Source organism: Methanofollis sp. (assembly GCF_028702905.1).
Lineage (GTDB): Archaea > Halobacteriota > Methanomicrobia > Methanomicrobiales > Methanofollaceae > Methanofollis.
In genome coordinates, this window is record NZ_JAQVNX010000175.1 from 1 (window position 1) to 3,011 (window position 3,011).

Here is a 3,011-nt window from a genome sequence, read left to right on the forward strand (position 1 = left end):
CGGGCCAGGGTGTCGCCGATGATCGAGTTCCTGATGTGGCCGACATGGAGGGGGCCGTTCGGGTTCGCGCTCGTGTGCTCCAGGATCACCTTCCCGGCATGTGCCGGGAGCTTCCCGTAGCCGGGTTCCAGGGCCTCCCTGACCGCGTCCTGCACGTACGCGGCGCTCACGTGGAAGTTGATGTACGGGCCCTTCGTCTCGACCGTGATCCCTGCGTCGGCAAGACGCCCGGTGAGCTCTGCCGCAAGCTCGGTCGCGATGACCATCGGGGACTTTCTCAGTTTCTTCGCGAGGGAGAAGGCGACGGTGGTCGCATAGTCCGCGTGCTCGCCTCCGTCCGTGAGTTCGACTGTCTCTTCTCCGGTGCACGCCCGGAGCGCCTCTTCTATCTGCCGGTAAGTTTCAAGGAACATTCAGTATCCCGTCCTGTATCTGAGGATCGCCGCAATCCCGCCGAAGGCGGAGTAGAGCATCGAACCCTCTTCGAAGTCGTCTGAGATGATCTCGACCTTCGCACTGCTCTGGTCGGCGAGGGTCGTCATCTCCTCGATGATGTCGACTTCCTCCTCGATCTGGAGGGGGGAACTGCACTTCGGGCAGTTCCCGAGGTCGATATCCTTTGTCGTCTTGCCGGGCTCGGTCTTCACCGTCTTCTCCTCGCAGTAGCCGCAGTTCCCGCACCTGATCTTCAGGCGGGACTCGCGCAGCCTGTCGGAGAGGATCAGGACCGCGACGGCGCCGTCTTCGAGGTTCTTTCGCACGCTCTCCTCGCCGTAGGCGGCGACGCCGTCGTCCTTGACAAGTTCTTTCAGGAAGCGGTTCATCACTTCCTTCTCCTTGACGACCTCGACGCCCTTCAGGGCGTCCTGTGCGTTGTCGACGAGTTCGGCAAGGCCGCTCTCGTTCGTGTACGCGACGTCGAAGAGGCCGAGGACACGCTTCTGGACCTCGTGGTGGAGGAACCCGCCCTCGTTGAACTCCTCTTTCGTCGGCGACGGCCCGCCGATCAGGAGGCCCTGGAAACGGTTGAAGTAGTCCTTCTCGGCAAGGAAGGTGTCGCTCGCATGGTCGCCGACCTTCTTGTAGAACTCGTTGATGGCGATGAGACGCAGACGCTGGAATCGCACCGACGACTGACCGCCTTTACGCTGCTTGCCCGGCACCATCGAGGTGGACCCTCCGATGGGCTCGATCCTGTTGCCCCGCAGGAAGCCCCAGTACGCCTCTCGCCTGTCGATGACCAGAAGTCCGTAGACCTGCTTCTCTTCGAGCATCTGCTTGAGGGGTTCGAGCTCGAAGTTCGAGGAGCAGCGGTACATGTACAGGTTGATGGGCTCGGGCGGGTGGACGATCTCGCACTGGAGGTCGGTGCGGTCGCCGACCGTGCTGACCGTCCCGCAGAAAACGGCCATGCCTTTTTCCGGCGGCCTCTTGAAGTATTTGAGCCGGGAGAGGATGGAAGAGATGGCGCTCTGCACGTTCGTTCGGGTCTGTTTGCTCTTGATGTTCGCGCACTGCCCGAACTCGTCCCGTAGCTGGGCGGTCACGTCATAGATCTGCTTGTCCGGGGGGATATAGAGGGAGATGAGCTCGGTGCCGCTCCCTTGCTTCGCTTCGAGGCGTTCGAGCATCTTCTTGAACTCGTATCGCAGCCTCGCCGAGTCCATCTCCACTATATTTTCGGCGTTTTCGGTCATCTCTCATTCACCAGTCATCAAAGTTAGTACTTGTTTCTCTTCAGATTCGTATAAATTACATGCACACGGCGATCACGCGGGCCGGAAGGCCTGCTTCATCGCAGGCACCGGCAGAGGATCGCGATCGTCTTCGCGTCGCTGATCCGCCCGTCCCGGCACATGGCGACGGCCTTTGCGAGGGGCATCCTGACCACCTCGATCACCTCGTCGTCGTCCGGGTCGAACTCCCGCGACGGCGTGAGGCCCCGCGCCTCGAAGAGGTAGGCCCGTTCATCGGTGAAACCCGGCGAGGTGTAGATGAAGCCACGCGGGATGAACTCCCCGGCGGCGATCCGGCACTCCTCGACGAGTTCGCGCCTCGCCGTCTCGATAGGTTCCTCGCCGTCTTCGAGGGTCCCGGCCGCCGCCTCATAGATGTACTCCCCGATGGCGAAGCGGTACTGCCGCACAAGGTAGCAGTCCTCCCCCTCGATCGGGAGCATCACCGCGGCGTTGCCGGGTTTGACGACGACTCTTTCCTTCTCCTTCCCGTTCGGGAGGGTATACCTGTTCAGCTCGACCGAGAGCCTCTTTCCTTTGTAGATCTCGGTCATGGCCGCACCTCGTACGGGATCGGGTCCTCGATGCCGAGGGCGCGGAAGGCTTCGAGCCTGAAGTGACAGGACTCGCAGACCCCGCAGGCGGCATCGTTGTTGGTGTAGCAGGACCAGGTGTGCTCGTACGGCACGCCGAGGGCGAGGCCCCTCTCCAGGATCGCGGTCTTGTTCATGTGCACGAAGGGGGTCATCAGCCTGATCGGCTTCTCCTGCGCGGTGCCGAGGTCCACCGCCGCCTGGAAGGCCCGGATGAACTCCTCCCGGCAGTCAGGGTAGCCCGAGAAGTCCGAGGACTGCACCCCGATGAAGACCGCGTCGGCGTCGCGGGACTCGGCAAAACTCGTCGCCATCGCGAGGAGGTTCCCGTTCCTGAAGGGGACGTAGGTCTTCGGGACACCCGCGTGCTCCTCCCTGAAATCGTTCACCGGGATCTCCTCGTCGACAAGGGCGCTCTTTCCGAACTGCCTGAAGTAGCCGACATCCACCTCCAGGAACTCTTTCGCCCCGAGGAGGCCGGCGACCGTCCGCGCGCACTCGCGCTCCTTCCTCTCTGTCAGCTGGCCGTAGTTGAGGTGGAGGGCGAGGACATCGTAGCCCATATCTTTCGCCACATAGGCGAGGGTGGTCGAGTCCATCCCGCCCGAGAGGAGGCATACCGCTTTCATGCTTACTTCATCTCCAGGTACTTGTGGAGCTGGATCTGGAAACGCACCGGGAA

The 3,011-nt window shown here is 62.2% G+C and carries 3 protein-coding genes and 1 pseudogene; all 4 read right to left on the minus strand.

All coding sequences use genetic code 11. The features are described 5' to 3' along the window. Positions 1 to 413, minus strand: a pseudogene (locus PHP59_RS12310) (arginine--tRNA ligase); the annotation flags it as partial. After that, positions 414 to 1,697, minus strand: a complete 1,284-nt coding sequence (gene prf1, locus PHP59_RS12315; RefSeq protein WP_300167406.1) for a peptide chain release factor aRF-1 — start codon at positions 1,695 to 1,697, stop codon at positions 414 to 416. It abuts the pseudogene before it with no gap. Positions 1,698 to 1,792: 95 nt separating this feature from the next. Then, on the minus strand, positions 1,793 to 2,290 hold the full coding sequence (locus tag PHP59_RS12320; protein WP_300167408.1) for an NUDIX hydrolase: 498 nt from the start codon (positions 2,288 to 2,290) through the stop codon (positions 1,793 to 1,795). Then, positions 2,287 to 2,958 carry a 7-cyano-7-deazaguanine synthase QueC gene (gene queC, locus PHP59_RS12325; protein WP_300167409.1) on the minus strand — a complete coding sequence of 224 codons (672 nt, stop codon included), beginning with the start codon at positions 2,956 to 2,958 and terminating at the stop codon, positions 2,287 to 2,289. The genes PHP59_RS12320 and queC overlap by 4 nt, the downstream gene beginning before the upstream one ends. Positions 2,959 to 3,011: the final 53 nt, after the last annotated feature.

Excerpts from the sequence above, each read along its gene's own strand:
- prf1 (WP_300167406.1), bottom strand. The coding sequence starts at position 1,697 with ATGACCGAAAACGCCGAAAATATAGTGGAGATGGACTCGGCGAGGCTG.
- PHP59_RS12320 (WP_300167408.1), bottom strand. The coding sequence starts at position 2,290 with ATGACCGAGATCTACAAAGGAAAGAGGCTCTCGGTCGAGCTGAACAGG.
- queC (WP_300167409.1), bottom strand. The coding sequence starts at position 2,958 with ATGAAAGCGGTATGCCTCCTCTCGGGCGGGATGGACTCGACCACCCTC.